Annotated in this window: 22 protein-coding genes; 10 read left to right on the forward strand and 12 right to left on the reverse strand. The window is 69.1% G+C overall.

What is annotated here, in order from left to right; translation table 11 throughout:
* The first annotated feature begins 22 nt into the window (after positions 1 to 22).
* Entirely contained in the window at positions 23 to 1,900 is a 1,878-nt protein-coding gene (locus AC1DSA_RS11865; protein ID WP_477889304.1) for a potassium transporter Kup, read from the forward strand.
* Between the two features lie 46 nt (positions 1,901 to 1,946).
* On the opposite strand, the gene gloA is transcribed toward AC1DSA_RS11865, so the two are convergent.
* Positions 1,947 to 2,339, reverse strand: a complete 393-nt coding sequence (gene gloA, locus AC1DSA_RS11870; protein WP_477889306.1) for a lactoylglutathione lyase — start codon at positions 2,337 to 2,339, stop codon at positions 1,947 to 1,949.
* 92 nt (positions 2,340 to 2,431) lie between these two features.
* Here gloA and AC1DSA_RS11875 point away from each other — a divergent pair, with 92 nt between their 5' ends.
* Together AC1DSA_RS11875 and AC1DSA_RS11880 are read left to right on the forward strand one after the other, a co-directional pair.
* Positions 2,432 to 4,219: an autotransporter assembly complex protein TamA gene (locus AC1DSA_RS11875; protein WP_477889308.1), complete on the forward strand. Its 1,788-nt coding sequence runs from the start codon at positions 2,432 to 2,434 to the stop codon at positions 4,217 to 4,219.
* The gene (locus tag AC1DSA_RS11880) at positions 4,216 to 8,004 is read left to right on the forward strand and encodes a translocation/assembly module TamB domain-containing protein (RefSeq protein WP_477889310.1); all 3,789 of its coding nucleotides are present in this window, start codon (positions 4,216 to 4,218) and stop codon (positions 8,002 to 8,004) included. The genes AC1DSA_RS11875 and AC1DSA_RS11880 overlap by 4 nt, the downstream gene beginning before the upstream one ends.
* Positions 8,005 to 8,010: 6 nt before the next feature.
* On the opposite strand, the gene AC1DSA_RS11885 is transcribed toward AC1DSA_RS11880, so the two are convergent.
* Complete coding sequence (locus AC1DSA_RS11885; RefSeq protein ID WP_477889312.1) at positions 8,011 to 8,547, reverse strand: PaaI family thioesterase; 537 nt, start codon at positions 8,545 to 8,547, stop codon at positions 8,011 to 8,013.
* Positions 8,548 to 8,605: 58 nt separating this feature from the next.
* Here AC1DSA_RS11885 and AC1DSA_RS11890 point away from each other — a divergent pair, with 58 nt between their 5' ends.
* From AC1DSA_RS11890 to AC1DSA_RS11905, 4 genes are all read left to right on the forward strand, one after another.
* On the forward strand, positions 8,606 to 9,061 hold the full coding sequence (locus tag AC1DSA_RS11890; protein WP_477889313.1) for a MarR family winged helix-turn-helix transcriptional regulator: 456 nt from the start codon (positions 8,606 to 8,608) through the stop codon (positions 9,059 to 9,061).
* The gene (locus AC1DSA_RS11895; RefSeq protein ID WP_477889315.1) at positions 9,054 to 10,277 is read left to right on the forward strand and encodes an MFS transporter; all 1,224 of its coding nucleotides are present in this window, start codon (positions 9,054 to 9,056) and stop codon (positions 10,275 to 10,277) included. Before AC1DSA_RS11890 ends, AC1DSA_RS11895 begins: the two co-directional genes overlap by 8 nt.
* A 239-nt stretch (positions 10,278 to 10,516) precedes the next feature.
* Positions 10,517 to 10,696 (forward strand): ribbon-helix-helix protein, CopG family, encoded by a 180-nt coding sequence (locus AC1DSA_RS11900; protein ID WP_477889577.1) that lies wholly within the window; start codon positions 10,517 to 10,519, stop codon positions 10,694 to 10,696.
* A 62-nt stretch (positions 10,697 to 10,758) separates the two neighbouring features.
* Positions 10,759 to 10,959 carry a CopG family transcriptional regulator gene (locus tag AC1DSA_RS11905; RefSeq protein ID WP_477889317.1) on the forward strand — a complete coding sequence of 67 codons (201 nt, stop codon included), beginning with the start codon at positions 10,759 to 10,761 and terminating at the stop codon, positions 10,957 to 10,959.
* 4 nt (positions 10,960 to 10,963) lie between these two features.
* On the opposite strand, the gene AC1DSA_RS11910 is transcribed toward AC1DSA_RS11905, so the two are convergent.
* The 8 genes from AC1DSA_RS11910 to AC1DSA_RS11945 are packed head-to-tail and all read right to left on the reverse strand — an operon-like array spanning position 10,964 to position 19,316.
* Positions 10,964 to 11,764 carry an SDR family NAD(P)-dependent oxidoreductase gene (locus AC1DSA_RS11910; RefSeq protein ID WP_477889319.1) on the reverse strand — a complete coding sequence of 267 codons (801 nt, stop codon included), beginning with the start codon at positions 11,762 to 11,764 and terminating at the stop codon, positions 10,964 to 10,966.
* Entirely contained in the window at positions 11,761 to 12,405 is a 645-nt protein-coding gene (locus tag AC1DSA_RS11915; RefSeq protein ID WP_477889321.1) for a 2-dehydro-3-deoxy-6-phosphogalactonate aldolase, read from the reverse strand. The genes AC1DSA_RS11910 and AC1DSA_RS11915 overlap by 4 nt, the downstream gene beginning before the upstream one ends.
* Before the next feature lie 3 nt (positions 12,406 to 12,408).
* Positions 12,409 to 13,293 (reverse strand): 2-dehydro-3-deoxygalactonokinase, encoded by an 885-nt coding sequence (locus AC1DSA_RS11920; RefSeq protein WP_477889322.1) that lies wholly within the window; start codon positions 13,291 to 13,293, stop codon positions 12,409 to 12,411.
* Between the two features lie 4 nt (positions 13,294 to 13,297).
* The gene (locus AC1DSA_RS11925; RefSeq protein ID WP_477889324.1) at positions 13,298 to 15,076 is read right to left on the reverse strand and encodes an IlvD/Edd family dehydratase; all 1,779 of its coding nucleotides are present in this window, start codon (positions 15,074 to 15,076) and stop codon (positions 13,298 to 13,300) included.
* An 8-nt stretch (positions 15,077 to 15,084) separates the two neighbouring features.
* On the reverse strand, positions 15,085 to 15,957 hold the full coding sequence (locus AC1DSA_RS11930) for a carbohydrate ABC transporter permease (protein WP_477889326.1): 873 nt from the start codon (positions 15,955 to 15,957) through the stop codon (positions 15,085 to 15,087).
* Positions 15,954 to 16,853, reverse strand: coding sequence for a carbohydrate ABC transporter permease (locus AC1DSA_RS11935; RefSeq protein ID WP_477889328.1), 900 nt, complete (start codon positions 16,851 to 16,853; stop codon positions 15,954 to 15,956). Before AC1DSA_RS11935 ends, AC1DSA_RS11930 begins: the two co-directional genes overlap by 4 nt.
* Before the next feature lie 13 nt (positions 16,854 to 16,866).
* Entirely contained in the window at positions 16,867 to 18,177 is a 1,311-nt protein-coding gene (locus tag AC1DSA_RS11940; protein ID WP_477889330.1) for an ABC transporter substrate-binding protein, read from the reverse strand.
* A gap of 59 nt (positions 18,178 to 18,236) precedes the next feature.
* A complete protein-coding gene (locus AC1DSA_RS11945; protein ID WP_477889332.1) occupies positions 18,237 to 19,316 on the reverse strand; it encodes an ABC transporter ATP-binding protein in 1,080 nt (359 codons plus the stop codon).
* Between the two features lie 152 nt (positions 19,317 to 19,468).
* Between AC1DSA_RS11945 and AC1DSA_RS11950 the strand changes: the two genes are divergently transcribed.
* Both AC1DSA_RS11950 and AC1DSA_RS11955 read left to right on the forward strand, forming a co-directional pair.
* Entirely contained in the window at positions 19,469 to 20,266 is a 798-nt protein-coding gene (locus AC1DSA_RS11950; RefSeq protein WP_477889334.1) for a FadR/GntR family transcriptional regulator, read from the forward strand.
* A 127-nt stretch (positions 20,267 to 20,393) separates the two neighbouring features.
* Complete coding sequence (locus tag AC1DSA_RS11955; protein WP_477889336.1) at positions 20,394 to 21,146, forward strand: transglutaminase-like domain-containing protein; 753 nt, start codon at positions 20,394 to 20,396, stop codon at positions 21,144 to 21,146.
* A gap of 12 nt (positions 21,147 to 21,158) precedes the next feature.
* Here the strand turns inward: AC1DSA_RS11955 and AC1DSA_RS11960 are convergent, their stop codons facing one another.
* Together AC1DSA_RS11960 and AC1DSA_RS11965 are read right to left on the reverse strand one after the other, a co-directional pair.
* Positions 21,159 to 21,797: an NAD(P)H-binding protein gene (locus AC1DSA_RS11960; RefSeq protein ID WP_477889338.1), complete on the reverse strand. Its 639-nt coding sequence runs from the start codon at positions 21,795 to 21,797 to the stop codon at positions 21,159 to 21,161.
* Positions 21,739 to 23,538 (reverse strand): DEAD/DEAH box helicase, encoded by a 1,800-nt coding sequence (locus tag AC1DSA_RS11965; RefSeq protein ID WP_477889340.1) that lies wholly within the window; start codon positions 23,536 to 23,538, stop codon positions 21,739 to 21,741. Before AC1DSA_RS11965 ends, AC1DSA_RS11960 begins: the two co-directional genes overlap by 59 nt.
* Before the next feature lie 332 nt (positions 23,539 to 23,870).
* Between AC1DSA_RS11965 and AC1DSA_RS11970 the strand changes: the two genes are divergently transcribed.
* Positions 23,871 to 26,099 (forward strand): DUF1631 family protein, encoded by a 2,229-nt coding sequence (locus AC1DSA_RS11970; RefSeq protein WP_477889342.1) that lies wholly within the window; start codon positions 23,871 to 23,873, stop codon positions 26,097 to 26,099.
* Positions 26,100 to 26,108 lie beyond the last annotated feature (9 nt).

The following is a 26,108-nucleotide window of genomic DNA, read 5'->3' on the forward strand; positions in this document are numbered from 1 at the left end:
CATGGAATTGCACACCGGAATGATGACGACAAGCGTTCAGCGGGAAAGCCGCGCCGCCCTGACCCTGGGCGCGCTCGGGGTGGTGTACGGAGACATCGGCACCAGCCCGCTGTACACGATCAGGGAAATCTTCAACCCCGAGCACCAGCTGGCGCTGGACGCATCCAACCTCATAGGTTCCGTGTCGGTGGTGCTGTGGGGCCTGATCTTCGTCGTGACGCTGAAGTACGTGGTGCTCATCCTGCGCGCGGACAACCGCGGCGAGGGCGGGATCATGGCGCTGACGGCGCTGGCCGCCAAGGCGGCGGGGACGACGGCGCGGCGGCGCCAGGCGCTGCTGCTGGTCGGCATGTTCGGGGCGGCCCTGTTCTACGGCGACAGCATCATCACCCCCGCCATCTCGGTCCTGAGCGCCGTGGAAGGCCTGGAGGTCGCCACGCCGGCGTTGAAACCCTACGTGCTGCCGATCTCCCTGGGCGTGCTGGTCGGCCTGTTTTCGTTCCAGCGCCTGGGCACGGGCGTGGTCGGCAAGCTGTTCGGCCCGGTCATCGGGCTGTGGTTCGTGGTGCTCGCCGTGACGGGTGTGCTGCAGATCATGGAGGAGCCGCGCATCCTGGCCGCGCTGAATCCGCTGCATGCGCTCGCCTTTGTCGGCCACCAGGGCTGGCATTTCTTCGTCGTCCTCGGGGCCATCGTGCTGGCGCTCACCGGCGCGGAGGCGCTGTATGCGGACCTGGGCCACTTCGGGAAGCGGCCGATCCAGATCGCCTGGTGCGGCCTGGTTCTGCCCGCGCTGGTGCTCAACTACATGGGGCAGGCGGCCCTGCTGATGCGCGATCCGGGCGCGCTGGAGAACCCCTTCTTCCGCCTGTTCCCGCCGGCGCTGCTGATCCCCGCCGTGGTGCTGGCCACCGTGGCGACCATCATCGCGTCGCAAGCGGTGATCACCGGTGCCTACTCGCTCACGCAACAGGCGATCCAGCTGGGCCTGCTGCCCCGCATGCACATGATGTACACGTCCGAGAAGGAGATGGGCCAGATCTACCTGCCGCTGGTGAACTGGCTGCTGCTTGCGGCGGTGGTCCTCGCGGTCCTGGGCTTCGGCAGCTCCTCCGCGCTGGCATCGGCGTATGGCATCGCGGTCACCGTGACGATGCTGGCCACCACCATCCTGACCTTCTTCGTCGTGCACCACGCCTGGAAGTACTCGCTGCCCGTGGCGGCTGGTGCGACCGTGCTGTTCCTGGTCGTGGATGCCATCCTGGTCGCGGCCTGTTCGCTGAAGTTCCTCCAGGGCGGCTGGTTCCCGCTGGTGCTCGGCCTCGCACTGTTCACCGTGATGGCCAGCTGGCGGCGCGGCCGCGAGCTCCTGGTGGGCAGCATCAGCCAGGGGGACCCCGAGCTGCTGCCTTTCCTGCAGGCGCTCGCTCAGGACGAGACGATGCGCGCGAAGCGCACCGCGGTCTACGCGGTCGCCAGCCAGGACACCGTGCCGCAGGCGCTGCTCCACAACCTCAAGCACAACCAGGTCCTGCATGAACGCAACCTGATCCTCACGGTGGTGTTCCAGGACGTTCCCTTCGTGCCGCCGTCCGACCGCGTGCAGGTGCAATCGCTGGCGCCGGGCTTCTGGCGCGTGCAGGTCCATTACGGCTTCAAGGACACGCCCGACATCCCGGAGGCCCTGGCCCTGTGCCGCTCCGCGGAACTGCCCATCGACCTGTTCGAGACGACCTATTTCCTGAGCCGGGAAACCGTCATCCCGACCCGAGCGCCAGGAATGATGCTCTGGCGCGAACGGCTGTTCGCGTTCATGTCGCGCAACGCGGGCAACATCGCCGACTTCCTGCGACTGCCGAACAACTGCGTGATCGAGCTCGGTACGCGCGTGCAGATCTAGCGACGGCCGCCGGCGCCCAGCCGTCGGCCCGACGCCCGTCGGAGGGCTAGGCCGCCGAGTCCCTCTGGATCAGCTCGATCTTGTAGCCGTCCGGGTCCGTCACGAACGCGATCACCGTGCTGCCGCCCTTCACGGGTCCGGCCTCGCGCGTGACGTTGCCGCCGGACTTGCGGATGCGCTCGCAGGCCGCGTAGGCGTCGGGCACGGCGATGGCGATGTGCCCGTACGCCGTCCCCAGCTCATAGCTGTCCACGCCGTGGTTGTAGGTGAGCTCCAGCTCGGCGTGCTCCGGGTTCGTGCCGTAGCCGACGAAGGCCAGCGAATACTTCTGCTCCGGCCGTTCGGTGGTGCGCAGCAGTTTCATGCCCAGCACCTGGGTGTAGAAGTCGATCGAGCGCTGGAGGTCGCCCACGCGCAGCATGGTGTGCAGGATTCGCATGGGGGCATGATAGCTACCTCGCGCGCCCGTCCCGCATGAGTAGCCATCCGCCTACGATCCCCCTCCCGCCGCGCTGCGATCCTCGCAGCTCCATGTTCCGCAAGCTCCTCGCCGCGGCGGTGCTGGCCATCGGGGGCCTGCTTCCGCTCGCGACCCTGGCCCAGCCGCAGGCGCCGGCCTTCGACCTGGTCGTGCGTGCGCCGGACCCGCTGCGCGAACTCCTCGAGCGCAACCTCGAGCTGCGCCGCTACCGCGAAGTGACCGACCTGGACGACGCGGAGATCGCGCGGCTCATCGTGCTGGCCGAGAAGGACGCGCGGGAACTGCTGGGGACGCAGGGCTACTTCGCGCCGCAGGTCCGCATCGCCCGCGAGCCCGGCCCCCGCACCACCCTGCTGGTGGAGGTGGATCCCGGCCCGCGCACGCAGGTCTCGGAGGCGGCCATCGACTTCGAGGGTGACATTGCCACCAGCCCCGACGCGGACGCGACGGCGCAGCGTGAAGGCATCCGCGGCAAGTGGACGCTGCGGCCCGGCCAGCCCTTCACCCAGACCGGCTGGGACCGTGCCAAGGCCGACGCCACCCGCCAGCTGCTGGCGCGCCGCTATCCGGCCGGCCGGATCAGCTACAGCCTGGCCGACGTCGATGCGGCGACCGCCTCCGCGAAGCTGGGCCTGCGGCTGGATTCGGGTCCGCTGTTCCACCTGGGCGAGCTGCGCGTTTCCGGCATCGAGCGCTACGACCCGCTGCTGGTGCCGCGGCTCGCACGGTTGTCACCCGGCATGGTGTACGACCAGGAGAAGATCGTGCAGGCCCAGCTGCGGCTGTCGGGCAGCGGCTACTTCGATTCCGCCTTCATCTTCGTCGACCCCGAATCCGACCCGGCGGCGGCGCCGGTGCAGGTGACCGTGCGCGAGGCGCCCCTGCAGAAGGTGGTGCTGGGCGTGGGCTTCACCACCGACGGCGGCCCCCGCGCCTCGGTGGAGCACACGCACAACCGGATTCCCGGCATCGGCTGGCGCGCGGTCACCAAGCTGCAGGCGGAGAAGAAGAATCCGTATGCACAGACGGAGTGGACCGACACGCCCGACGAGCGCGGCTGGCGCTGGTCGGTGCTGGCGCGGGCGGACAAGCTGGACGACGACCGCCTGGTGACGCACGGCCAGCGCCTGCGCTTCGGACGTTTCAAGAACGGCGACCACATCGACCGCAACGTGTACCTGCAGTACGAGCGCACCACCGTGCAGAACCCCGGCAACGTGCCGCTGACGCCGCTGGACACGGGCGAGGGCGCGGCGCTGAGCGCCAACTACGTCTGGACCGGCCGCTACTTCGACAACATCCAGTTGCCCAGCAGCGGCTACGGCATCGGCATCGAGTTCGGCGGCGGCATCACGCTCAACGGCAACAACAAGCCATTCCAGCGCACCCTGGTGCGCTGGATCGGATTGCGGCCGCTCGAGCGCAGCCGCATCCAGCTGCGGCTGGAAGGCGGGGCCGTGTTCGCAAGCGACACGGCCACCGTGCCGGCGACGCAGCTGTTCCGCACCGGCGGCGACACCTCCGTGCGCGGCTACAAGTTCCTGGACATCGGCGTGCCGCTGCCCGACGGGCTCGTGGGGCCGGGCCACTACATGGCGGTGGGCAGCGTGGAATGGCAGCGTCCGATCCAGCTGCGCGGACAGGCCACGGCGTTCGAGCACACGGTGTTCGTCGACGCCGGCGCCGTGGCCGAGCGGCCATCGGACTTCCATTTCAAGACCGGCGTCGGCACCGGCGTGCGCTGGCGCAGCCCGGTGGGGCCGATCGAGGCCGCCATCGCCTATGGCGTGCAGCCGCGCAAGTTCCGGCTGCACATCACGGCGGGGTTCGTGTTTTGAAGGCCAGGGCGCTCCAGATCACGCGCTGGACGGTCCGCGTCCTCGTGGGCCTGACGCTGCTGCTGGCGTTGATCGCCGCCGGCCTGTGGTGGTGGGCGGGGCGCGAAGGCTCGCTCGAATGGCTGCTGCGCCAGGCCAGTTCCGGCGGCGCGCTGCGCGGCGAAGGCGTGCAGGGTTCCATCCGCGGTGGCTGGCACATCCAGCGCATCGTGTGGGAGCGCGACGGCCTGCGGCTGGAGGCGGAGGACATCCGGCTGGAATGGCAGCCCGTCGCGCTGCTGAACCGCACGCTGCAGCTGGAGCAGGTGCACGTCGCCCGTGCCCGCGTGGTCGACCTGCGCGCGCGCAGCGACCAGCCGCTGGCGCCGCCGCAGGACCTGTCGCTGCCCTGGCGCGTGCAGGTGGAGGATCTGCGCGTGGGTGCGCTGGCCTACGAGGGGCGAGCGCAGTTCGAGGCGAGCGGGCTGGCGGCGCAGTACGCCTTCGATGGCACGCTGCACCGTGTCGCCCTGAAGTCGCTGCGGATCGCCGGCGGCGATTACCACGGCGAAGCGACGCTGTTGGCGCGCGCACCGCTGACGCTCGATGCGCAGCTCGCCGGCCGTTTCACCGCGCCGGTGCCGGGCGTGCGCGAGCCGGTGCCGCTGGAGTTCCAGCTACGCGCCAAGGGCCCCGCTGCCGACATCTCGGCCGAGGGCAAGCTGCAGGTGGTGCGGGCGTCCGCCAAGGCCGACGACTTGCCCCAGGCGACGGCGACGGCCCGGATCACGCCCTTCGCGCCCATGCCGGTCCCGCGGGGCGAGGCCGATTTCCGGCAGCTGGACCTGGCGCTCCTGTGGCCGTCGGCGCCGCGCACACGCCTGTCCGGGCACGTCGAGGTGCTGCCACAGGACAAATCCAGCTACGCGTTGCGCGGCGAAGTGCGCAACGACGCGGCGGGCCCGTGGGACGCCGGACGGCTGCCCGTGGCGAGCGCGCGCGTGCAGGGCGAGTGGCGCGATGGCGTGGCGCTGGTGAAGGCGTTGAGCGCGGAGACGGCCGGCGGGCGGATCGAGGGCAGCGGGGCCTGGGAAGGGCAGGGCTGGCGTTTCGAGGGACGCGTCGACAAGGTGGACCCCGCGCGGCTGCACACCGCGCTCGCGCCCCTGCCGCTCAGCGGTCCGCTGAAACTGCAGGGCGAGGGACGCAGCGTTGCCTTCGACCTGTCGCTCCAGGCGGGTGCGCCCCGTGCGGGCAGTGCGAACGGCGGCGGGCTGGCGGCCGCCGCGGCTGCCATGGCCTTGCGTGAGCTGGTGGCGCAGGGTCGCTGGAGCGGCGACACCCTGTCGCTCGCGCAGGCGCGGCTGCGCACCAGCGACGCCGTCCTGGAAGGCAGCATCGAGTGGCAGCCGCAGGCGAACGCAGGCAACGGCCGGCTGCAGCTGCGCGCGCCTGGCCTGCAGGGAGAAGCACGGGGCAGCATAGCGCCGGCACGCGGCCAGGGCTCGGCGGATCTCGCCGCCAGCGACCTGGCGCAGGCGCAGCACTGGATCGCGCGCTGGCCCGGGCTGCAGAAGGTGTTCGGTGCGCTCGCGTTGCGTGGACAGGCGCAGGCGCAGCTGGCCTGGCAGGGCGGCTGGCAGGATCCCTCGGTGGACGGCCACTTCAGCGCGCGCGCCTTCGGCTGGGAGACCGTGCCCGCCGCGGACGATGCGGCGCCCCTGCCGTGGACCGTGCGCGAGGCGGACCTGCAGGTGCAGGGCCGGCTGAGCGACGCGGCGCTGGTGCTGCGCGGCGCCGCCGACCGGGGACAGCGCCGGCTGGACCTGCAGGCCGCCGGCCGCCTCGGCGCCACGCTGGGCAGCGGGGGCCGCGCGTCGGCGTGGCGCGGGCAGGTGGCCTCCCTCGGCGTGCGCATGGAGGATCCCTCGGTGACGCGCGACCCGTGGCAGCTGCAGCTGCAGCGCCCCGTCGACTGGCACGCCGGCGCCGGCAACTTCGACCTCACCGCGGGCGAGGCCCTGCTGCGCGCGCCGACGATGCGCAGCGGCGCGCCGGCGACCGACGCGGTGCTGGCCTGGTCGCCGGTGCGCCGGCAGGGCGGCCAGCTCTCGACCTCCGGCCACCTGAGCGGCCTGCCGATCGCCTGGATCGAACTGGTCGGCGGCCAACAGCTGGCCGGCTCGGCGCTCTCGGGTGACATGGTGTTCGATGCCCAGTGGAACGCCCAGCTGGGCACCACGCTACGGATCGATGCCTCGCTCGCCCGCGTGCGCGGCGACGTCAACGTGCTGGCCGAAAGCATCGACGGCGCGGCGGCTCGCGTGAGCGCCGGCGTGCGCGAGGCGCGCCTCACCGTGAGCACGCGCGGCGAGCAGCTCGTGCTGGCGCTGCTATGGGACAGCGAGCGCGCCGGGCATGCGGAAGGCGAGGTGCGCACGCGCCTGGTCCGCACGGCCGACGACGGATGGACCTGGCCGGAGCAGGCGCCGATCTCCGGCCGCCTGCAGGCGCGCCTTCCGCGCATCGGCGTGTGGTCGGTCCTGGCCCCTCCCGGCTGGCGCCTGCGCGGTTCGCTGGGCGCCGACATCGTCATTGCCGGCACGCGGGGGCAGCCCGAGTTCTCCGGGCCGCTCGAGGCGGATGACCTGGCGCTGCGTTCGGTGGTGGACGGCATCGAGTTGCGCAACGGTCGGCTGCGGGCGCAGCTCGCGGGCCAGCGCCTGGTCGTCAGCGAGTTCCTGTTGCATGGCAGCCCGGAAGGAGGCGGCGGCGGAGGCACGCTGCTGGCCTTCGGCGACGGCAGCTGGACGCCGCAGGGGCCGGTCTTCCAGGCGCAGGTGCAGCTGTCGCAGTTGCGCGCCAGTGTCCGGTCCGATCGCCAGCTCACGGTCTCCGGTCCGGTGTCGGCACGCACCGACCGCGGCGGCACCGTCGTGACCGGGGACCTGCACGTGGACCGCGCCCGCATCCAGGTGCCCGACGAGGCGCCTCCGCGCCTGGGTGACGACGTGATCGTGCGCAATGCCCCGGGCGTGGCGGCGACGGAAGCCGAGCGCCAGCAGCGGCCGGCTCCGAGCGAGGGCGGGCGCACCGTGACGCTGCGCATCGGCTTCGACCTGGGCCAGGACTTCCGCGTGGCGGGGCGCGGCATCGACACGCGCCTGGCCGGTTCGGTGCAGGTGCAGGGCACGACCGCCGGCACTCCGCAGATCGTCGGGCAGATCCGCACTGTGGGCGGGACTTACGAAGCCTATGGCCAGCGCATGACCATCGAGCGGGGCGAACTGCGCTTCACGGGTGCGGCCGACAACCCGGCGATCGACGTGCTGGCGGTCCGGCCCCTCCTCACGCCCAAGGTGGGCGTGCAGGTGACCGGGCGTGCCCAGTCGCCGCACGTGGAGCTGTATTCGGAAGCGGGCCTGTCCGAGGCGGAGACCCTCTCGTACGTCGTGCTGGGCCGTTCTTCCGCGGGCGGCGGTGCGGAGACCGCGGTGCTGCAGCGCGCCGCGACCGCGCTGCTGGCGGGCCGCAGCGGAACCGGCAAGGGACTGACCAGTTCCCTCGGCATCGATGACCTCAGCGTGCGGCCCGACAGCACCTCGGGTGCGGTCGTGCGCGTCGGCAAGCGCTTCGCGGAGAACTTCTACGCGGCCTACGAACGCAGCCTGTCCGGCGCCATGGGCACCTTGTTCATCTTCTACGACGTCTCGCGGATGGTGACGGTGCGCGCCGAAGCCGGCGAACGCACCGGCGTCGACCTGATCTTCACCTTCTCCTTCGACGGCTGGGGCAAGAAGAAGTAGTGGCGCTCAGCGCAGCTCGAACACCAGGCAGGTGGTGGTCGCGTGCGCGTACAGCGTGCCGTCCGGGCCGAACAGCCGGGCTTCGGCGGTGGCGAGTTGGCGCCCGCAGTGCAGCACGCGGCCTTCGGCGCGCACCCGCTGCACCTTCGGGCCGATGGAGCGCACCAGGTTCACGCCGAGTTCGGCCGTCGTGTAGGCGCGGCCGGCCGGCATCTTCGTGTGCACCGCGCAGCCGAGCGCCGAGTCCAGCAGCGTCGCGTACCAGCCGCCGTGCACGGTCCCGAGCGGGTTCAGGTGCGCCGGACCCGGCGTGCCCTGGAAGAGGGCACGCCCTTCCTCGACCTCCAGCAGCTGGAAGTCCAGCGTCTTCGCGATCGGCGCGAAGGGCAGATCGCCGCGCAGCATCGCCTGCATGATCTCCAGCCCGCTGCGGCCGGCCACCTGCTCGGGCGTGGCCACGCCGCAGCCCACCCCGGCCTCCAACTTCCGTGCCACCTCGCGTTCCTGCGCGAGCCATGCTTCCAGCTGGTCCACCTTGCTCATTCGTCCGCTCCGTTGAAGAATACTTGCATATGCAATGGTTGCAGCTACAATAATCACCATGGACACCATTGTCAAGCCGCAGGGCTGCACCAACCTCAAGCTGCGCCAGCTGATGCGCCGGGTGGCGCAGCGCTACGACGCCGAGGTCGGGAAGACCGGGCTGCGCGGCACGCAGTACTCGCTGCTGTCGTACGTGGTGAAGCTCGGGCCGGTGCGGCCGGTGGACCTGGCGCGCGAAATGAAGGTGGATGCCTCCACGCTCACGCGCAACCTGCGGCCGCTGATCGACGCCGGCTTGCTGGTGCTGGAGCCGGGGCCCGACGCCCGCAGCCGGCTGGTGAGCGCCACGCCCGCCGGCCGGGACAAGCGGCAGGAGGCACAACGTCGCTGGCGTGTGGCGCAGGAGTCACTGAACGAGCGACTGGGCCTGCGGCGCGTGGTGGCTTTGCATGCACTTCTCGATGAATGCCAGACACTGTTGGCGGACCTTCCCGATGGAGACGTGGATGACTGATGCGAACCGACGCGCCGCCTTCTGGCTGGTGATGCTGGCGGCGGCCGGCACCTTCGCGCTGACCATGGGTACGCGCCAGAGCATGGGCCTGTTCCTGCCCGCGCTGAACACTTCGACGGGCCTGGGCCTGGGCAGCATCAGCCTCGCGTTCGCCTTCGGCCAGTTGTGGTGGGGCCTCACGCAACCTTTTGCCGGTGCCCTGGCCGATCGCTACGGCGCCGCACGCGTGCTGATCGCCGGCGTGGTCCTGCTGGCGATCGGCACCTTCATCACGCCGTTCATGACCAGCACGCTGGGCCTGATCTTCGCGATCGGGGTGCTCGCTTCGGGAGGCTCCGGCATGGCCGGCCCGGCGGTGCTGATGTCGGCGAGCGTGCGCATGATCGATCCGGCCCGGCGCGGCATGGCCACCGGCATCGTCAATGCCGGCGGCTCCTTTGGCCAGTTCGCGACCGCGCCCATCGCGGCCGCACTGATCGTGGGCATGGGCTGGGCCTCCGCCATGCAGGTGCTCGCCGTGATGGTGCTGCTCTGCCTCCCCGCGGCGTGGATCCTGCGCGGCGCGGCCGTCGCTGCCCCGGATGCCGCGGGTCGCAGACCGAAGGGCGCCCGCGAAGCCGTCGCCGAGGCGCTGCGCGAGCGCGGCTACCTGCTGCTGGCCGCGGGCTTCTTCGTGTGCGGCTTCCACGTCGCGTTCCTCGCGGTGCACCTGCCCGGCGTGGTGGAGGCCTGCGGCCTGCCGACGCAGTGGGGCGGCTGGGCGCTCGCCATGCTGGGGCTGTTCAACATCGTGGGCAGCCTCGCAGTGGGCTGGGCGATGGGACGCTGGCGCATGAAGTCGCTGCTGTCGCTGATCTACGCGGCGCGGGCGGTGGCGGTGCTGGTGTTCCTGTTCGCACCCAAGACCGGCACCGTGGTGCTGGTGTTCGCCGCGGTGATGGGACTGACCTACCTCTCCACGGTGCCGCCGACGGCGGGACTCGTCACCAAGTTCTTCGGACCGGCGAACATGGCCACGCTATTCGGCGTGGTGATGCTCACGCACCAGCTTGGCGCCTTCGTCGGCTCCTGGATGGGGGGCAAGGTGTTCGAGCGCACCGGCTCCTACGACTGGGTCTGGTACGTCGACATCGTGCTGGCGGTCGCGGCGGCGCTGATCCACCTGCCGATCCGGGAAGCGCCGTTGGCGGCGCGCGCAGTTCCCGCTGCAGCCTGACGCCGTCGGGCTGGGACGGCTCCCTCACGAGCGAATTTACCCTCCCGGCCGGTGCGCCCGAGGGCCGCCGCAAGAGTCCTTGCTGCCAAGCTCAGCGCGAGGAACGCCCTACAGGAACCTGAGCCGCAAACCGATCGGGCTTGCGGGGATTCTCCGTGGCTCTTGCGCGCGGAAGTACTACCATTCCAGTCACATGATAAGTGCACATTCTTATCATGTCTGGAACCGGCAAGGAACGCATGGAAGAGAAACCCGCCCGCCTCACCGTCCTCATCGACGCGCAGAAGAAGAAGGCTTTCGAGGCGCTGTGCGCCTCACAGGACATCACCGCTTCGCAGGTCGTGCGCCAGCTGATCCGCGACTACCTGGCCCGGCATGGCGTCGACCTGGCGCGAGCGAACGGTCACAACCCGGGGTGAGGGCCGCCCGCTGCAGCAGCGGAAACTCATTAGAATCCGATTCACATCGGAACCCGCTGCCCATGGAGCTCAAGACCGCCCGGCTCACCATCCTGATCGATCCCGCGAAGAAGCTGGCTTTCGAGGCCTTGTGCCATACGCAGGACATGACGCCGTCGCAGGTCGTCCGCCGGCTGATTCGCGAGTTCATGGAGCAAAACCAGGTCGAAGCGCCCGCGCGCCGTGCCGCCGCGCGCAAGCCGCCGGCCCGCAAGGCGCGTTAGCGGCTCACACCGGCACGGTGTAGTTGAGCGTCATCCGCCCGCCGTCCACCACCACGATTTCCCCGGTCACGTAGCTGGCGGCGTCGCTCGCCAGCCAGGCGACCACGTCCGCCACTTCGGACGGCTCGCCGAGCCGCTTCATGGGCGTGCGCATCAGGATGCGCTGCCGGGCTTCCTCGCTCGTGAGCACGGCCTTCGCCGCCAGTTCTGTGGCGATGGTGCCGGGCGCGACGGCGTTGACCCGGATGCCCTTGTCGGCCAGCGCCAGCGCCATGACGCGCGTGAGCTGGTTGATGCCGCCCTTGCTGACGTTGTAGCTGGCGATGTTCGGGATGGCCAGCGTGCCGTTGACCGAGCTCATGTTCACGATCGCGCCGCCGCCCGCCTTGGCCATCTCGCGCGCGACCGCCTGCCCCGCCAGGAACGATCCCTTCACGTTGATGCGCAGCACGGCGTCGAAGTCGGCCTCGCTGACGTCCAGGAAGTCCGCCGCCTTGAAGATGCCCGCGTTGTTCACCAGCACGTCGATGCGACCGTGGGCCAGCAGGGTCTTGGCGACGAGCGTGTCGACCTGTGCCTTGTCGCCGACGTCGCAGCGCACGTACAGCCCCTGCAGCTCCTGCGCCAGGACCTGGCCTTTCGCGTCGTCGATGTCCGCGATCACCACCTTTGCGCCCTCGCGCGCGAAGCGACGCGCGCAGGCCTCGCCGATGCCTTGCGCGGCGCCGGTGACGATGCAGACGCGGCCGTTCAGGCCGAAGTGGACATGGGACGAGGAGGGGGCGGGAGTGGCCGGCGCGTTCATGCGCGCATCGTACCCGTCCATGCATCGGCGAAGGCCTGCGCCGATGCCGCCACCGCCTGCACATCCATGCCCGGCTTGTACAGCGAAGAGCCGATGCCGAAACCGTTGGCGCCGGCGGCCCGGTAAACCGCCATGCCCGAAGGCGTGATGCCGCCGACGGGCATCAGCATCACCTCCGGCGGCAGGACGGCGCGCAGGGCCTTGACCGCCGCCGGGGACACCATCTCGGCCGGGAACAGTTTCAGAGCGGTGGCGCCCGCCTCGAGCGCGGCGAACGCTTCGCTGGGTGTCAGCACGCCGGGCAGCGCGATCATGCCGAGCTCCACCGCCGCCTGGACCACGCGGGCGTCGAAGTGCGGCGAGACCACCAGGCGGCCGCCTGCATCGTGCACCTGCCGCACTTCCGCGGGGGTGCGCACCGTCCCGGCGCCGACGATCGCATGCGGGTGGCGTTTCGCCAGGGCGGCGATGCTGTCCAGCGGATCCGGTGAATTGAGCGGTACTTCCAGCAGGCGCCAGCCGGCCGACCACAGCGCATCGCCGACACCTTCGACTTCCGCCGGCGTGATGCCGCGCAGGATCGCGACCAGGGGCAAGCGCGCCAGGGCATGCCGCCACGCTTGGGAGAGCAGGGCTTCCATCCTTCAGGACTCCAGGGTTTGGGCGAGCGCCCACAGGCCGCGCCAGGTGGCTTCGGGGCCGAGGCTGCGCGATGCGCAGCCCAGCGAGCGCAGGGCGAGCGCGTAGCGTCGGGTCAGCGCCGGGTTGCCGACCAGCACCACGCCCGTGAGCCCGGCGTCGCGCAGCCGCAGTTCTTCGCCGATCACGAGCCCGGACAGGTAACTGGGCAGGGACGTCGTCGGCAGCCGCTCGAACAGTGCGAGCGAGCGTGCGCTGAATGCGCTGCGCAGCAGGCTGCCGCTGTCCTGCGCCTGCTGCACGCCGCGCAGGAAGGCAGGCTCGTCGAGCGCGCCGTCCGCGGCCGGCATCATGCGCGCGAGGATGGAGTGCTGGCGCAGCAGCGCGTACAGCTCGCCCGACATGAACGTGGCGAAGGATTCGACGCGCCCCGCGCGCAGCGTCAGCCACTTGCTGTGGGTGCCGGGCAGCACGAAGCAGCCATCGCACTCCTGCAGCAAGTCCGCGGCGCCGAAGGCCTGCACCTCCTCGCCGCGCAGCACGTCGGGGACGCCGCGCGATTCGCAACGGAGGCCGGGCACCAGCGCGATGCGGCGCGGCTCGATCCAGGTCAGGCCCTGCGCCAGTTCGCCAAACCCGCAGGGGCAGGCCACGTACGCCGCCTCGCGCCAGCCCTGGCGGCTGCCCGCCATGCCGCTCACGAGGCACAGGGTGGACGGATCGCCAAGCCAGTCGCCGCACATCTCGTGCAGCACGCCGGGGAAACCGCCGGCGGGAACGGTCAGGATGCCGCGTTCGCTGGCGCGCTGCTCCAGCACTGTCCCGTCGCCGGCGATGCACGCCGCGCGCAGGGACGAGGTGCCCCAGTCGACGGCGACGAGCGCACGCACGGGGCTAGTGGTTGTCGCGCGGAACGAAGGCGCCGAGGGCGCCGCCCTCGGGCTCCGGCTCGTCCGGACGCGGCACGAAGCTGCCGCGGCGCCCGACGAGGAAATCGAGGTCGGCACCCTGGTCCGCCTGGAGCACGTGGTCCACGTACAGCTTCCAGTAGCCGCTGCCCAGCGGCGGCGCAGGAGGCGTCCAGGCGGCCAGCCGCCGCGCCAGTTCCTCGTCGCTGATGTCCAGGTGCAGGCGGCGCTGTGCGACATCGAGCTCGATGAAGTCGCCGGTGCGCACGACGGCCAGGGGGCCGCCCGCTGCAGCTTCGGGGGCGGTGTGCAGCACCACGGTGCCATAAGCCGTGCCGCTCATGCGCGCGTCGCTGATGCGGACCATGTCGGTGATCCCCTTGCGCAGCACTTTCGGCGGCAGGGGCATGTTGCCGACCTCGGCCATCCCCGGGTAGCCCTTGGGACCGCAATTCTTCAGCACCAGCACGCAGTTCTCGTCCACGTCGAGGTTCTCGTCGTCGATGCGAGTGTGGAACTCCTCGATGTTCTCGAACACGACAGCGCGCCCCCGGTGCTTCATCAGGGACGGCGTCGCGGCTGAGGGCTTGATCACCGCGCCGCGCGGCGCCAGGTTGCCGCGCAGCACGGCAATGCCCGCCTTCTCCTTGAACGGCGCGGACAGTGGCTGGATCACTTCGGTGTTCCAGTTCTGCACGCCTTCGATGTTCTCGCCCACGGTCTTGCCGTTCGCCGTGACGGCGCCAAGGTGCAGCATGGGCGCGATCTCGCGCATCACCACCGGCAGGCCGCCGGCATAGCAGAAGTCCTCCATGAGGTACTTGCCGGAGGGCTGCAGGTTCACCAGGCAGGGCAGTTCGCTGCCGAGGCGGTCGAAGTCCTCGATGGACAGCTTGACGCCGAGCCGGCCCGCGATCGCGATCAGGTGGATCACGGCGTTGGTGGAGCCGCCGATCGCGGCCAGCGTCTTGATCGCGTTCTCGAAGGCCTCGCGCGTGAGGATGGAGGACAGCTTCTGGTCCTCGTGCACCATGTCCACGATGCGGCGGCCCGCCATGCGCGCGATCACGTTGCGGCGACCATCGACCGCGGGATAGGCGGCGTTTCCCGGCAGGCCCACGCCGAGCGCTTCGACCATGCTGGCCATSGTCGAGGCGGTGCCCATGGTCATGCAGTGCCCGTGGCTGCGGTGCATGCAGCTTTCGGCCTCGAAGAAATCCTGCAGCTTCAGCGTGCCGGCGCGCACCTGCTCGCTCATGCTCCACACGCTGGTTCCCGAGCCGAGCTCCTGGCCGCGCCACTTGCCATTGAGCATCGGTCCGCCGGAGACGCCGATGGTCGGCAGGTCCACGCTGGAAGCACCCATCAGCAGGGACGGCGTGGTCTTGTCGCAGCCCATGAGCAGCACCACGCCGTCGATGGGATTGCCGCGGATCGATTCCTCGACGTCCATGCTGGCCAGGTTGCGGTACAGCATGGCGGTGGGGCGCAGCAGCGTCTCGCCGAGCGACATCACGGGGAACTCCAGCGGGAAGCCGCCGGCCTCGTAGACGCCGATCTTCACCTGCTCGGCGAGCGTGCGGAAGTGCGAATTGCAGGGCGTGAGTTCGCTGAAGGTGTTGCAGATGCCGATGACGGGACGGCCGTCGAACTGGTTGTGCGGGACGCCCTTGCCCTTGACCCAGCTGCGGTAGTTGAATCCGTCCCGGTCCTGGCGGCCGAACCACTGCTGGGAGCGCAGCTCCTCTGGCTTCTTTCTCTTCATGGGGATGTCTATTCCTTGACCGCGCCGGTCAGGCCCGACACGTAATACTCGACGAAGAACGAATAGATGACGGCCACCGGCAACGAGCCCAGCAATGCGCCCGCCATCAACGCCCCCCAATGGTAAACGTCCCCCTCGACCAGTTCGGTGACGACGCCGACCGGAACCGTCTTCACTTCCGACGACGAGACGAAGGTCAGGGCGTAGATGAATTCGTTCCAGGACAGCGTGAACGCGAAGATGCCCGCGGAGATCAGCCCCGGCACCGCCAGTGGCAGGATGATCTTCCACAGGATCTGCAGCCGCGTGGCGCCATCGATGAGCGCGCATTCCTCCAGCTCGTACGGGATGGAGCGGAAGTAGCCCATCAGAAGCCAGGTGGAGAAGGGGATCAGGAAAGTCGGGTAGGTGAGGATCAGCGCCCAGCGCGTGTCGAACAGCCCGAGCTTGAACACGATGGTGGCCAGCGGGATGAACAGGATCGAGGGCGGCACCAGGTAGGCCAGGAAGATCGACAGGCCCACGTGCTTGGCGCCGCTGAAGCGCAGGCGCTCGATCGCGTAGGCGGCCATGACCGAGGCGAGCAGCGACACGAAAGTGGCGACCACCGAGACGACCACCGTGTTCCACAGCCACTCCGGATAAGCCGTCTTGAACAAGAGCTTTTCGAAGTGCGCGAGCGTGGGCCCGATCACCCAGAAGGGATTGCCTTCGCGCGACAGCAGTTCGTTGTCGGGCTTGAAAGCCGTGATCGCCATCCAGTAGAACGGGAACAGCAGCACGATGACGAACACCAGCAGCGGCACGTAGAGCGTCACCACCCGGCGGGGCAGCGAACTCAGGTAGGTCATCCCTTCGCTGTCGTTGGAGGGCTTGCTCATTGGTCGGCTCCCTGCTGCCAGGCACGGCGCTGCAGGCCGAAATAGCTGAAGAGGATGGAGGCCAGCAGGAAAGGCACCATCGCGATCGCGATCGCCGCACCTTCGCCGAGCGCGCCGCCGGGAATGGCGCGCTGGAACGACAGCGTGGCCATCAGGTGCGTGGCATTGAGCGGGCCGCCGCGCGTGAGCACGTAGATCAGCTGGAAGTCGGTGAAGGTGAACAGCACCGAGAACGTCATCACCACCGCGATGATGGGCGTGAGCAGAGGCAGCGTGACGTGCCGGAAGCGCTGCCAGCCCGTGGCGCCGTCGATGGCCGCGGCTTCATAGAGCGACGGCGAGATGGTCTGCAGGCCCGCCAGCAGCGTGATCGCCACGAAGGGCACTCCCCGCCAGATGTTTGCCGCGATGGTCGACAAGCGTGCGTTCCACGGGTCGCCCAGGAAATCGATGTAGCGGTCGATCCATCCCATCTTCACCAGGGTCCAGCTGACGATGGAGAACTGCGAGTCGTAGATCCACCAGAAGGCGATCGCCGACAGCGCCGTGGGCACGATGTAGGGCAGCAGGATCACCGTGCGGAAGAAGGTCTTGAACGGGATCTGCTCGTTCAGCAGGATCGCAAGCCACAGGCCCAGCGCGAACTTGATGATGCTGGCGACCACCGTATAGAAGAGGGTGTTGAACAGCGCCAGCCGCGTGACGCTGTCTCCCCACAGGAAGGCATAGTTCTCGAAGCCGATCCACTGGCCGACACGCCCCACCTTTTCGTCCGTGAATCCCAGCCACACGCCCAGGCCGAGCGGGTAGGTCAGGAAGAGCAGCAGCAGCACTGCCGCGGGCAGCATGAAAAGCAACCCGAGGAAGTTGCGGCTGTTCTGGAGCTGGCGGAGCATGTCGGCCTTCGGTTCAGACCTTGTAGTAGCGCTCGGCGCGTTGCTGTGCGCGTTCCGCCGCTTCCTTCGGCGTCTTGGAACCGCTCACGGCCTCGGCCACCATGTCCTGCACGATGAAGTCGGCCAGGGCGCCCGCCGAGGCGTAGCCCAGCTTGCCCATGTAGCCGGCGGGACGCATGTTCTTCACGGCGTCGCGGTACGGCGTGTTCTTCGGGTCCACGGTCCACACCGAATTCTTCTCGTACGCGCGCAACGGCTGCGAAATGTAGCCGCCGGCCGCCTGCATCCAGGGACCGTACTGCTCCTCCTCCATCATGAAGCGCACGAACTCCTTGGCCGCTTTCGGGTACTTGGAGTGCTTGAACACCATCTGGTTGAAGAACAGGTGGTACTCGGTGGGCACGCCGACCGGACCGACAGGGAAGGTGGCGTGCTGGATGTCGGCCACCATGTCCTTCACCTTCGGGTCGGTGGAGTTCTTGGCGGCGTAGTAGATCGAGATGCCGTTGTTGGTCACCGAGACCTGGCCGTCGAGGAAGGCCTTGTTGTTGTTCGGGTCCAGCCAGGACAGCGTTCCGGGAACGAAGGTGGCGTACAGCTCCTTGCCGTATTCCAGCGCCTTGAGCGTCTCCGGGCTGTTGATGGTGACCTTGTTGTTCTTGTCGACGAGCGCGGCGCCGAAGGCCCAGATCAGCCACTGCGTCCAGCCGCTGTCACCCGTGGCGTGACCCAGCGCCATGCCGCCCGGCGTGCCTTTCGCCTTGAGCGCCTGGAACATCTTCAGGAAGCCGTCGGTGTCCTTGGGAAAGGCGCTGACGCCCGCCGCCTTCATCTGGCTGTCGCGATAGACCATCATCGAACCAGTGCCGCCCAGCGGCACGCCGATCCAGCGGCGCCCGTCGGGTCGCAGGTAGGCCTCGCAGGCCGGATACCAGCCGCCGTACTTCTTGCCCAGGTAATCGGCCACGTCGGTCATGTCGACCAGCTTGTCCGGGTAGAGGTTGGCGTCGTCGTTGGTGGACAGGATGATGTCCGGGCCGGCGCCGGTGTTGGCGGCCACCGCGGCCTTCGGGCGCACGTCTTCCCAGCCTTCGTTGTCCAGCCGCACTTCGATGCCGTACTTGTCGCTGAACTTCTTGACGTTCGCGATGTAGGCGTCCTCGTCACCCTGTACGAAGCGCTTCCAGCGCAGCACGCGCAGCTTCGCGCCTTTCTCGGGCTGGTTGTTCCACTGCGCCTGGGCGCTCGCCGGCCACAGGAGCGGCAGCGAGACGGCGGCGGCGCCGGCCGAGGCCTGGTTCAGAAACTTGCGACGGTTCGTCATAGATTGTCTCCTGTGGTTGACGCAAAGGGGAAGCGCAAGGGGTCCTGCGGCGGGCTCGTTCAGGAGTCCAGCCGGACGCCGCTGGCGGCATCGAAGAGGTGGGCGCGGGTGGGGTCCGGCCGCAGCCGGATCATCTCGCCGGGACGGAAGGCATGCCGGTCGCGGAAGACGCTGGTCACTTCCACGCCGGCGATCTTGCTGAAGACCTGCGTGTCGGCGCCGGTCGGTTCCACGACGACCACTTCCGTGGGAACGCCGACTTCACCTTCGGAAAGTTCCATGTGTTCGGGCCGCGTTCCGTAGATCACCTTCTGGCCATCCTGCGCGCTCGCGACGTCGGGCGGGGCGGGCAGCCAGAGGCCGTCCCCGAGTTCCACGCGTGCCGCTCCGTTGGCGCGCCGCAGCACGCCCGGCAGGAAGTTCATCGCGGGCGAGCCGATGAAGCCGGCGACGAACTGGTTGACGGGGTGGTCGTACAGCTCGAGCGGCGTCCCGGTCTGCTCCACCAGGCCGTCGCGCATCACCACGATCTTGTCGGCCATCGTCATGGCCTCGATCTGGTCGTGCGTGACGTACACCGACGTGGTCTTCAGGCGCTGGTGCAGTTCCTTGATCTCGGTGCGCATCTGCACGCGCAGCTTGGCGTCCAGGTTGGACAGCGGCTCGTCGAACAGGAAGACCTGCGGGTCGCGCACGATGCAGCGCCCCATCGCCACGCGCTGGCGCTGGCCGCCGGACAGCTGGCGCGGAAAGCGGTCGAGCAGGGCGCCCAGGCCGAGGATGTCGGCGGCCTTGCGCACGCGCTCGTCGGCCACCGACTTGGGCTGCTTGGCGAGCATCAGGCTGAACGCCATGTTGTCGCGCACGGTCATGTGCGGATACAGCGCGTAGTTCTGGAACACCATGGCGATGTCCCGTTCCTTGGGCGTGAGGTTGTTGACCACGCGGTCGCCGATGCGGATCTCGCCGCCGCTGATCTGCTCCAGCCCGGCGATCATGCGCAGCAGCGTCGACTTGCCGCAGCCCGAAGGCCCGACCAACACCGCGAACTGTCCATCCTCGATGGAGATGTCGACACCGCGAATGATGTGCGCGGTGCCGAAGTACTTCTCCACTCCTCTGATGTCGACTGTGGCCATCGTTCCTCGGATGATGCGGAAGGCGACGGACCTTGTAGCATGAATGAATTGGCGCGTCATCAGCATTGCACCCGGATTCGGCCCGCATGCGGGTCGATCCCGATGCAGGCTTGGTCATATGGTCATATGAATGGCCCGGCGGAGGGCCGCCCATGATCAAGAACGTCTACGGCAACACGGTCGACCACCTCGGCGAGGCCATCGTGTCCGGGCGCTATCCGGCCGGCGCGACCATCCCGCCGGAGCCGCTGCTCGGTGCCGAGCTCGGAGTGAGCCGGACCGTGATCCGCGAGGCGGTCAAGTCCCTGGTCGGCAAGGGGCTCGTGAGCACGGGACCCAAGGTCGGCACCCGCGTGCTCTCTTCCGAACACTGGAACTGGTTCGATCCCGACGTGGTCATGTGGCAGTCGCGCATCGGGCTCACGCGCGAGTTCCTGCGCGAGCTGCAGGAGCTGCGCCGGGTGGTGGAGCCTGCCGCGGTGCGGTTGGCCGCCGAACGCGCCGCAGCGCAGGACATCGCGGAGATCGAGGCGGCGTTCGCCGGCATGAAGCGCGCGGTGGAGGAGGGCGGCGATTACGTCACCTATGACCTGCGGTTTCACCAGGGGCTGCTGCGCGCCTGCGGCAATCGCATGATGATTCAGATGAGCAAGGCCATCGGCGCCCTGCTGCGCACCAGTTTCGAGATTTCGACCAGCCGCCAGGACGGTCCGCGCATGTCGCTGCCGCTGCACCGGGCGGTGCTCGACGCGGTGATCGCCCGCAACCCGGCCAAGGCCGAACGCGCCGTGCTGGTCCTGATCGCGGGTGCGGGGGACGACATCGATGCCGTCCTGGCCAGCCGCAAGAGGCTGCCGCGGCTCGATCTGCCCGCCCGTCTTTTGCCCGAGGCCGGGGAGCGGGGCGGGGGCGGGAAAAGAGTCCGGGTGAATCGCCTGAACAACGCTTAGGCCACTCTCCTAGTAACGAAGCGCTGCGGGACAGTACACTTTGTCACAAGCGTTGGCGCTCCAGGGGCGCCGCCAGAACCAAACGTTGGGAAGGTCGTTACCCGTGGCACAGTCCGCACGCTCCCCCGTGTCCGAGGGAACCGATGAGCCGCAACTGCAGCCTTGGCTGCGATCGACGTCGCTGCTGGACCTGCAGGACCCCAAGCTGCGCCTGCGGGTGCAGGCGCTCACCCAGCTTTGCAAGAACGAGCGCGAAAAGGCGCTGGCGATCTACGGCTACGTCAAGCGCCTGCCCCTCACCCGCCGCGTCAAGCTGCGTGCCCACACGGCGCGCGAGGTGTTCGACGCCGGCTGCGGCGACGCGCCGGACAAGGCGACCCTGCTGGTCGCCATGTTGCGGCTCGCCCAGTTGCCCGCGCGCATCCGTTACGTGTCGCTGGCCGGCGAGATCCTCAGGGGCGTCGCGCCCGGCCTCAAGGAAGCCGCGCGGCCCCTGGTGGAGGTGTGGCTGCATGGCCGCTGGCTGCGCACCGACACCTTCATCTTCGATCCCGCCTGCATGGCGGCGGCGCGACAGCGCCTGCGCGACCGCGGCTGGGAGTGGGGCTATGGCATCCACGTCAACGGCCACATGCTGTGGGACGGCCTGGAGGACGCCTACCTGGGCGGCGTGCCCACGGAATGCGACCTGATGGTGGTGCGCGACCTCGGCGTGTTCCATGATCCGCGCGAGTTCATGCGTTCTCGCGCCTATCGCCGGCACTTCTCGCCGGGACGCCTGCTGCAGTGGGTCGTGATGGCGCCCATCGTGGACTGGGCCTTGCGCGGACTGCGCAACCAGGTCACGCACCCGTTGCCGGCCAACAGCCGCCTCAGCTGAGCATCGCGCGGCTCAGGGCTGCGCCGCCACCTGCTGCAGGCGTCCGGAAGGCAGCACCTGGGTGCCCCGCGCGGACGGCACGGCGCACAACAAGGCGCGCGCGACATCGCGCGCGAGGATGGGACGGTAGTTCGCCGGAATCAGCGGCTGCAGCCAACGTCCCACGGCGTGACCCCATCGTTCGCCGCGGCGGACGGGTTGGCCCAGCGACGCGCGATCGCCCACCAGCAACGAAGGGCGCGCGAACACGAGTCCCTCGTAGCCCAGGGCACCCAGATGGTCCTCGAGCTCGCCCTTGACCCGGTTGTAGAAGATGGAGGATCTGCCGTCGGCGCCCATGGCGCTCACCAGACCGAGCCGGGCGGCGCCGGCAGCCCGGGCGGCCGTGGCGACCGCCATGTTGGCGTCGTGGTCCACGGCGCGGAACGCTGGCTGGCTGCCGGCCACCTTGATGGTGGTTCCGAGCGCGAGGTAGACCTCGTCGACCCGGGGAAGGGCGGGGAGCGCGGCAAAGTCGACGACTTGCGTCGTCAGCTTGGGATGCCGCAGTTCCAGCGGGCGGCGAGCCAGCACGTGGACCGCCGCGACCGAATCATCGGTTAGAAGTCCTCGAAGGATTTCCCGGCCCACGAGTCCCGTAGCCCCCGCCACCAGTGCGGTTCGGGCGGCTGCCGCCGCGCCGTCCGCCCTTGGACATGCTGTCGACGCTGGTGCGGAGCGGATCGGGTTGTCCATCGGTGCTCCTCTGAACGGGCTCCCTCACCACGAAGGGGCTGCGGATATTGTGCGCGCCCTCGCGCGGCTGCCGATCCTCGTCCCGCAGCGGAGGCTGCTGGCCGTTGCCGTTGCCGTTGCCGTCGGTGTACACGTGGCCGCCTTGCCCATTGCGCGCGTTCTGCTGCCGCGCGGGACGCGGCTGCTGGGTCTTGCCTTGGCCGTTGCCGTTGCGGGCCTGCTGGCCATTGCCATTGCCATTGCCATTGCCATTGCGAGGCTGCTGGCCGCTCCCGTTGCGTGCGGGCTGGCCGTTGCCGTTGCCGTTGCCATTGCGGCCTTCGGCAGTGCGGCCATCGCCGCCTCCGCGCCGGCCGGTCTGGCCCGACTTGTCCTTGTTGTCGCGCATGCGCTGCATCATTTCGCTGCGCGCCGCCTTGGCCGCCGCGTTCATCACCTCGCGCGCCGGCGGGCGGCCCTTGCCGCCCCACAGCACCTGGCGGCCCATGGCGATGGGTTCGGCCTGCTCGTTCGCGTCGGGGCCGAAACCCTCGATCACCTGCGCCGGGATGTCCCGCTTGGTGAAGCGTTCGATCTCCTGCATGAAGCCTTCCTCGTCCAGGCAGACCAGCGAGACGGCCGCGCCTTCCTTGCCCGCGCGGCCGGTGCGGCCGATGCGGTGGACGTAGTCCTCCGGCACGTTGGGAATCTCGTAGTTCACCACGTGCGGCAAGTCGTCGATGTCGATGCCGCGCGCGGCGATGTCGGTGGCCACCAGGGCGCGGATGTCGCCGCTCTTGAAGCCGGCAAGCGCCTGCGTGCGGGCGGTCTGGCTCTTGTTGCCGTGCAGGGCCATCGCGGTGATGCCCTTCTTGACCAGGAAGTCGGCCACGCTGTTCGCGCCGAACTTGGTGCGGGTGAACACCAGCACCTGCGACCAGTCGTGTTCCTGGATCACGTGGGCCAGCAGTTCCTTCTTCTTGCCACGTCCCACCGGGTGGACCACCTGGGTGATGCGCTGCACCGTGGTGTTGCGCGGCGTGACCTGGATGCTCTGCGGATTCTTCAGCAGCGTGTGCGCCAGGTCGCTGATCTCGTCGCTGAAGGTGGCCGAGAACAGGAGGCTCTGCTTTTCCTTGGGAACCAGCGCGAGCACCTTCTTCACGTCGGGCAGGAAGCCCATGTCCAGCATGCGGTCGGCTTCGTCGAGCACGAGGATCTCGACAGTGGACAGGTCCAGGTGGCCCTGCTGCTGCAGGTCCAGCAGGCGTCCTGGCGTGGCCACCAGGATGTCGACGCCCTTCTTGATGCGGTCGATCTGCGGGTTCATGCCCACGCCGCCGAAGACGACCGTGGAGGACAGCGGCAGGTACTTGCCGTAGGTACGGATGGACTCTTCCACCTGGGCGGCGAGTTCACGCGTCGGCGTGAGCACCAGGGCGGCGATGCCGTCCTTGCCGAACTTGTTGAGCTTGCCCTGACCCTTGGTGAGCTTGTGCAGCATCGGCAGCGTGAACGCCGCCGTCTTGCCGGTGCCGGTCTGCGCGCCGGCGAGGAGGTCATGGCCCGCGAGGACGGCCGGGATGGCCTGGGCCTGGATGGGGGTGGGGGTGTCGTAGCCTTGTTCGCGGACGGCCTTGAGGAGCGCCGGAGCGAGATTCAGTTCATCAAAAGTCATTGAGCAAAGAAGCGCCTTCCCGGGCGCGGGGGCATCGGCCGTTCCGGGCCACGCGGGCCGGATCCAGTGAGAGGCAGATGAAGTTGCAGTGGGTCGGGAGCCAGCGGGCGTGTGGCCTGCTTCGTCCCCAGCGGAAACGCTGAGCTCGCTGGCAACTGGAGGCCGCGAGAGAAGCCATTGTCTCATGAATGGCGTTGTTGCGCCGGGCGTGCCGTTCGCGTTGCACCGTCGCACCGGCTGTCGCGCGCAAAGTGTCACCCGTCCTGTCAAAAATTGGCGGTGTAGGGCAGGCCCCCATAATGAATCGAAAGACCTCCTACATGGCCAAGTTGATGAAGCTCCGCCTCGGCGTCGCGGACGATCCGACCCAGATGCAGCCCTCGCTGAGCGACTGCCTGGCGGCGATGCTGAAGCAGTCCGAGACGCTGATGGACCAGGTCCTGCAGGGCCTGGAGGCCGGCGCGCTGGCCACCGGCCCGCGCCGTGTCCCGGTCTTCCAGCTGCCCAACGTCCGCAATGCGATCCTGACGCTGCAGGAAGACGCCGAGACGGTGAAGGCCAACTTCGTCGTGGAACTCACGCGCCTCGTCTACGAAGGCGGAGGCAAGGACCAGACGACCGCCGAAGTGCTGCGGTTCGAGGACCTGCAGCTGTTCGCCGACGACAAGCTGGACCTCAGCATCGAACTGGCGCGCGCGCAGCAGGAAGTCGCGCTCGCCGTCGACGACACGCTGCCGGCGCTGGATGCCCTGATCAGCACCATGCTGGGATGGCGCACCATCCAGCCCGGGCTCAATCCCGTGCGCCCCGACGTGTTCGTGCGGGCGCTGCAGTTCACCTTGCAGCAGCACCTGCCCGACGCCACCGGGCGCGAAGCACTCATCACGCCCGCCGCCGGCTTGCTGGGCGTGAACCTGCGCCGGCTTTACCGCGAGATGTCGGAGTGGCTGCGCTCCACGGGCGTCGAGCCGGCGGTACCCCTGGGCGGCCGCATCGACAAGAGCACCGGCGCCAGCGGCAAGCCGGTGACGGACACCCAGGCCAAGACACTGCTGACCCTGGACCGCCTGCGCAAGCTGCTGACGGGTGACCTGGACCAGCCGCGCAAGGCTGAATTCCTGCACACGGTGCCGGCCTCGATGGCACTGCTGCAGGACCTGAAGAAGACGGACGAACTCGTCAAGCGCCTGGAACAGCGGCCCAAGCCCGCGGTCGTGCCGGCAGCGCCGGTGGACATGCTGGCCGAGGTCGGTGCTTCCGCCACGGTCCCCTCGCGCATCGGCGAGCAGCTGGGCGAGGAAGTGGTGCACATGATGTTCGACCACTTGGCGGACGATCGTCGCCTGCTGCCTGCGCTCAAGCGGCAGCTCAAGGCGATGGAATCCGCGGTGCACCGCCTGGCGAAAGAGGACTCGCGCTTCTTCAGCGACCGCAACCATCCGGCGCGGCAGGTGCTCGATCGCATCACGCAGCGCAGCCTGGCCTTCCAGTCCGAAACGGATCCCGGCTGGGAACGCTTCATGAAGTCCGTGGAGTCCGCCACCCACTGGCTGCAGAGCAAGGTCGTGGACGCCGAGACCTTCCGCGAACTGCTGGAGCAACTGCAGGAGCAGTGGAACGACCAGGACCATGGCAGCAAGCAGAAGCGCGAGGACGCCGCCCGCGCGCTGCTGCACGCCGAGCAGCGCAACCTGCTCGCGCAGAAGCTGGCCGCCGAATTCCTGGAGATGCTGCAGAGCCTGGACGTGGCCGATTTCGTGCGCGATTTCCTGCGCAATGCCTGGGCGCAGGTGGTCGCCGAGGCGCAGCTGAGCTGCGAAGACGGCGAGGTCGACCCGCACGGCTACCGGGCGCTGGTCGACGACCTGGTCTGGAGCGTGCAGAAGAGCTCCGCGCAGCGGGGACGCGCGCGCCGCCTCGTGCAGATGATCCCCGGGCTTCTCAAGCGCATGCGCGAGGGACTGCAACGCATCGGCTATCCGCCGGAACTGACGCAGCGCTTCTTCGACCACCTCATCACGCTGCACAAGGCCGCCGTGCAGGAAGGCCGCGACGCGGTCGTGCAGAAGGCTGCCGACGACGCGTGGAAGGAGGAGTCCCGCTTCACCGACAGCCAGATGGAAATGTGGCTGGACGGGATGGAGGTGCAGGAATCGGGCTACGTGGACTACGGCGGCGTCGACACCGACGTGGAACACGTGGCTTCGGCCGAGGCGGCGCAGCAGGAAGTGCAGGCGCAGCGGCAGGCCGAGGAACAGGCGGAGGATGCCGCCGGCGAACCCGTGCCCACCCGCGCCGAGGACCTGCGCGTGGGCACCTGGGTGGAGATCCTGATCAAGGGCGAATGGGTGCGTGCCCAGCTCACCTGGTGCAGCCCGCACGCCACGCTGTTCATGTTCACTTCCGTGGGCGGCACCGCCCACTCGATGTCGCGCCGCACTCTGGACCGGCTGCGCGCGACCGACCACCTGCGCATCGTCGCCGAGCGCCCGGTGGTCGATGAAGCGCTCGACCAGGTGGCCCAGGCCGCCCTGAAGAACAGCCTCGAAAAGAAAGGCTGAGGCCTCTGC

This window comes from Ramlibacter sp. P4_H7, assembly GCF_056400765.1.